Below are 6,097 nucleotides of genomic sequence, written 5' to 3' on the forward strand. Positions count from 1 at the left end.
CGTGCTCGCGCTCCTCCAGCCGCAGCAGCAACGCCCTCATCATCAGCTCGCCACTCAGCTCGAAGGGCCTGCGCGCCTCCTCTCCCATCCGCGCGCGCGCCTCCTGCTGCCGCTGCTCCGCCGGCACCTCCCGGAGGTCCTCCACACGCAGCTCGAAGGCGCGCGCAGGATGGATTCGCTGCACCGGCTGGCCTTCCACCTCCTCGAAGCTCGTGCGCAGCGCCTCGTGCCGACGCACCACCTCTCCCAGGCTCTTCTCCAGCGCCGCCTCGTCCAGCGCTCCCTCCAGCCTCACCGCCAGCGGGATGTTGTACAGGGCGCTCCCTGGCTCCAATCGGTCCAGGAACCACAACCGCTGCTGCGCGAACGACAGCGGCAGCGGGCCCGTGCGCGGCACGGGACGCAACGGTGGAGCCCCCCGCGTCCCAGTCCGGGAGAGGGCCTCCACGCGGGCGGCGAGCCCGGCCACCGTGGGAGACTCGAACAGCTCGCGCAGCGGGAGCTCCACCTCCGCTACACTCCGCACGCGCGACACCACCTGCGTGGCCAGCAGTGAGTGGCCACCCAGCTCGAAGAAATTGTCGTTGCGGCCCACACGCTCCACCCCGAGCACCTCACTCCAGACGGCCGCGAGCCGCTCCTCGGTGGGCGTAACCGGGGCCTCATAGGGAGTGGCCAGGGCGGAGGCCTCGGGCGCCGGCAGGGCCCGCGCGTCCACCTTGCCGTTGGGCGTCAGGGGGATTGCGTCCAGCGGGACGAAGGCCGCGGGCACCATGTACTCGGGCAGCCGCTGCTTGAGGAAGTCGCGCAGGGAGACCACTTCCGGCGCGGCGCCCGGGTGCGTGAGCCAGGCCACCAGCCGCTGGTTGCCGGGCACGTCCTCGCGCACCCGGACCACGGCCTGCCTCACCTCCGGGTGCTGCGCGAGGGCCGCTTCGATTTCCCCCAGCTCGATGCGGAAGCCGCGCAGCTTCACCTGGAAGTCGGTGCGGCCCAGGTACTCCAGCGTGCCGTCCTGGCGCCAACGCACCCGGTCTCCCGTGCGGTACATGCGCGCGCCGGGCTCCTGGCTGAAGGGGTCCGCCAGGAAGCGCTCGGCGGTGAGGTCCGGACGGCGCAGGTAGCCACGGGCCAGGCCCGCGCCCGAGATGAACAGCTCGCCCGGCACGCCCACGGGCACTGGCTGGAGGTACGCATCCAGCACGTACACCCGCACGTTGGCCAGCGGACCGCCCAGCGTGGGACGGGTGCCAGGCCGCACCGCGAAGGCGGTGGTGTCCACGGTGCACTCGGTGGGGCCGTAGACGTTGAAGGTGCGCGTGCGCGGCGCGGCGGCCAACTGCTCCCACAGGGCGTCGTCAATGGCTTCGCCTCCGGGCACCAGCAGGCGAGGGGCCGCGTCCTCCTGAAGCAAGCCGGACTGCACCAGCAGCCTCAGCAGCGACGGCGTGCAGTCCAGCACGTCCACGCCATAGCGGCGCAGCCACTCCCGCATGGCGTCCGGGTCCTGGCGCGTCTCCTCGGGGACGATGCAGAGGCAGTGGCCATCGAGCAGTTGGACGAGCTGCTTGACGGAGGCGTCGAAGGCGAGCGGCGCGTTGACGCTCACCCGCAGGCCCGAGGGCTGGCCCGCGTAGATGGTGCGCGCGAGGGCGTGGCGCAGGTTGAGCACGGAGCGGTGCTGCACCATGACGCCCTTGGGCCTGCCCGTGCTGCCCGAGGTGTAGATGACGTAGGCGAGGTCATCGGCCGAGGCGGACGGCTCCGGGTTGTGCGAGGGCAGCGCCTCGTCCAGGCCCGGGAAGAGCACGTGCGTGCCCACAGGAACCCAGGAGGACTCCAGGTGCCGCTGGGTGAGGAGCACCGGGGCGGCGCAGTCCTGGAGGGTGAAGCCCAGGCGCTGGGAGGGCCACGACGGGTCGAGCGGCACATAGGCGCCGCCGGCCTTCATGACGCCCAGCAGCGCCACCACCATGTCCACGCTCCGCTCGAAGCACAGGGCCACGGGCACGTCGGGCCCCACGCCCAGGGCGCGCAGCTGGTGCGCGAGCTGGTTGGCGTGGGCGTTGAGCCCCGCGAAAGAGAGGACCTCGTCCTCGAAGCGCACGGCGGGCGCGTCGGGAGTGCTCGCGGCCTGGAGCTCGAAGGCCGCGGGGAAGGTCGTGACGGACGGCGTCTCGACGGCCGTGCCATTCCAGCCGCGCAGCACCTGCTCGCGCTCCTCGGCGGGCAGCCAGGGCAGCGCGGACAGGCGCCCTTCCGGGTGCGCGGCGACGGCGTCCAGCAGCGAGTGGAAGTGCCGCACCATGCGGGCCGCGGTGGCCTCGGTGAACAGGTCCGTGCTCACCTGCAGGAAGCCGGAGAAACCCTCGGGCGTCTCGGACAGGTTGAGGTTGAGGTCGAATTTGGCGGCTTCGCCTCCGTGGGCCTCCAGCGGATGAAGGGTCAGCCCAGGCAGGCGCACCTCCTGCATCGGTGTGTTCTGCAGGACGAAGAGGGCCTGGAAGAGCGGGGTGCGACTCAGGTCGCGCGCCGGCTGCAGCTCCTCCACCAGCTTCTCGAAGGGGACGTCCTGGTGCTCATAGGCGCCCAGCGTCGTCTCCTTCACCTGCGCCAGCAGCGCCTTGAAGCTCTTCTCCCCCTCCACCTGTGTGCGCAGGACGAGCGTGTTGACGAAGAAGCCGATGAGGCCCTCCACCTCCGCCTGCCGCCGCCCAGCGATGGGTGAGCCGACGACGATGTCCTCCTGGCCGGAGTACCGGGCGAGCAGCAGTTGGAAGGCGGCCAGCAACAGCATGAAGGGCGTCACGCCCTCCTGCTTCGCCAGCGCTCCCACCCGCTGCGCCAACTCCCGCGGCAGCCTCACCGGCAGCGTCGCTCCCCGGTTGCTTCTCACCGCCGGCCTCGGCTTGTCCGTCGGCAGCTCCAGCGGTGCCACCCCGGCGAGCTTCTGCTTCCAATACTCCACCTGCTTCTCGAGCACCTCTCCCCGCAGCCACTCGCGCTGCCAGACCGCGTAGTCCGCGTACTGCACCGACAGCGGCGCCAACCGCGCAGCCCTTCCTCCCGCGTACTCCTCGTACAGCGCTCCCAGCTCCCGGCTGAGCACTCCCACCGACCAGCCGTCCGAGGCGATGTGGTGCATGTTCACCACCAGCACGTGCTCGCGCTCCTCCAGCCGCAGCAGCAATGCCCTCATCATCAGCTCGCCGCTCAGCTCGAAGGGCCTGCGCGCCTCTTCTCCCATCCGCGCGCGCGCCTCCTGCTGCCGCTGCTCCGCCGGCACCTCCCGGAGGTCCTCCACACGCAGCTCGAAGGCGCGCGCAGGATGGATTCGCTGCACCGGCTGGCCCTCCACCTCCTCGAAGCTCGTGCGCAGCGCCTCGTGCCGACGCACCACCTCTCCCAGGCTCTTCTCCAGCGCCGCCTCGTCCAGCGCTCCCTCCAGCCTCACCGCCAGCGGGATGTTGTACAGGGCGCTCCCTGGCTCCAATCGGTCCAGGAACCACAACCGCTGCTGCGCGAACGACAGCGGCAGCGGGCCCTCCCGGCCCACCGCCACCAGCGCGGTACGGCCTCGCTCCGTCTTCGCCCCGTCGATGCGCTCCGCCAGCGCCTTCAGCGTCGGCGCCTCGAACATCGCGCGCAGCGGCAGCTCCACGCTCCAGCCAGCGCGGATGCGTGCCTGCATCTGGGTGGCCATCAGCGAGTGGCCGCCCAGCTCGAAGAAGTCATCATTGCGCCCCACCCGCTGCGCCCCCAGCACCTGGACCCAGAGCTCCGCCAGCGCCGTCTCCGTCGGCGTGCGCGGCGCCTCGAACGCCACCTCCAGGGCGTGCGCCTCCGGCTCGGGCAGGGCCTTGCGGTCCACCTTGCCATTGGGGCTGAGCGGCAGCGCCTCCAGCACCATCAGCGCCGAGGGCACCATGTACTCCGGCAGTCGTGCCCGCAGGAAAGCGCGCACCTCCTCGCCCTCCACTCCCTGGCCCGGGCGCGGCGCCACGTAGCCCACCAGACGCTGCGGCCCACCCGCCTGTTGCTTCACCACCACCGCCGCGTGCAGCACCCCGGCGTGCTGGGCCAGCACCGCCTCTATCTCCCCGAGCTCGATGCGGTAGCCACGCAGCTTCACCTGCGAGTCCATACGCCCCAGGAACTCCAGCGTGCCGTCCGCCAGCCAGCGCACCCGGTCCCCTGTGCGGTACATCCTCGCTCCGGGCTCCTGGCTGAACGGATCCCGTACGAAGCGCTCCGCCGTCAGCTCGGCCCGCTCCAAGTAGCCGCGCGCGACGCCCTCGCCTCCCACATGGAGTTCCCCGGGCACCCCCACCGGCTGGGGCATGCGCTGCTCGTCGAGCACGTAGGCGCGGGCATGGGTGATGGGCCCACCGATGTGCGGCTCCCGGCCTCCCTGGGCGGCGAGGACCTCGCCCGCCGTGGCCACCACCGTGGCCTCCGTGGGGCCGTAGTGGTTCACCAGTCGGAAGGGGGCGCCCGGCGCGGGCCGCCGGCTCAGCCTGTCCCCGCCGGTGAGCAGCCAGCGCAACCGGCTCTCCGCCGGCCACGGCTCCGCCAGCACCGCCTCGCAGAGGGGCGTGGGCAGGAAGGCCACGGTGATGCCGCGCTCCGCCAGCCAGCCCACCAGCCTCGCCGGCTCCAGTCGGACGTCTCGCTCCGGCAACTCCAGCGCCGCCCCGCTCGCCAGCGTGGGCCAGATTTCCCATACCGCCGCGTCGAACGCCGGCGAGGCCACCTGGCTGGTGCGGTCCCCAACCCCCAGCGCGTAGGCGTCCAGGTGCCAGCGCACCAACTGCCAGAGCTGACGGTGCTCCACCACCACGCCCTTGGGCCGTCCCGTGCTTCCGGATGTGTAGATGACGTAGGCCGCGTTGGCTGGCGTCGCGCTCGCGCTGGGCCGCGCGGCGCTCTCCGCGCCCAGCTCCTCCGTGTCCAGGGCCAGGCTCACGACGCCTTCAGGCAGCGACGCGAACCGCGCCAGCAGCGGCTGCTCGCTCAGCAGCACCGCCAGACCGCTGTCCTCCAGCACCAGGCGCGCACGTGCCTCCGGGTAGTCCGCGTCCACGGGCACGTAGGCCCCCCCGGCCTTGAGGGTGGCAAGCATGCCCACCACCATCTCCACCGAGCGCTCCATCCACAGGCCCACGCGCACCTCGGGGCCCACCCCCAGCCGCCGCAACCGATGCGCCAGCCGATTCGCCTCCTCGTCCAACTGCCGGTACGTCACCTGCCGCCCGCCGCCCACCACCGCCACCGCCTCCGGCGTGCGCTCCGCCTGCGCCTCGAAGAGCGCCTGCACGCACTCGGTGGGCCCAGCAGCCACCGGCGCGGGGTTCCAGGTGGTGAGCACCTGCCGCCGCTCCTCCTCTCCCAGCAACTGCAATCGCGAGAGGTGCGTGTCGGGCTGGGCCACCGCCGACTCCAGCAACCGCTGGTAGTGGCCCACCAGCCGCTCCACCGTCTGCGGCTCGTAGAGGTCCGTGCTGTACTCCAGCCACCCCGTGAGGCCCTCCGCTCCCTCCCTCAGCGACAGCGACAGGTCGAACTTCGCCGTTCCGCTCTGCAGTTCGATGGGCCGCAGCGCGAACCGCTCACGCTGTTGCACCGGCGTGTTCTCCAGCGCGAAGAACACCTGGAAGAGCGGGGTGCGCCCCAGGTCGCGCTCCGGTCGCAGCTCCTCCACCAGTCGCTCGAAGGGCACGTCCTGGTGCGCGTACGCACCCAGCGTCGTCTCCTTCACCTGCGCCAGCAGCTCCTTGAAGCTCTTCTCCCCCTCCACCTGTGTGCGCGCCACCAGCGTGTTGACGAAGAAGCCGATGAGCCCCTCCACCTCCGCCTGCTGCCTCCCAGCGATGGGGATTCCCACGCTGATGTCCTGCTGCCCGCTGTAGCGCCCCAGCAGCGCCTGCCACACCGCCAGCAGCAGCATGAAGGGCGTCACTCCCTCCTGCCTCGCCAGCGCTCCCACCCGCTGCGCCAACTCCCGCGGCAGCCTCACCGGCAGCGTCGCTCCCCGGTTGCTTCTCACCGCCGGCCTCGGCTTGTCCGTCGGCAGCTCCAGCGGTGCCACCCCGGCGAG

The 6,097-nt window shown here is 71.8% G+C and carries 1 protein-coding gene; it reads right to left on the reverse strand.

Annotation, left to right across the window (positions count from 1 at the left end; genetic code table 11):
* A partial coding sequence (locus tag LZ198_RS42360; RefSeq protein ID WP_253977866.1) for a non-ribosomal peptide synthetase occupies positions 1-6,097 on the reverse strand: 6,097 nt, incomplete at both ends.

This window comes from Myxococcus dinghuensis, from assembly GCF_024198235.1.
Lineage (GTDB): Bacteria > Myxococcota > Myxococcia > Myxococcales > Myxococcaceae > Myxococcus > Myxococcus dinghuensis.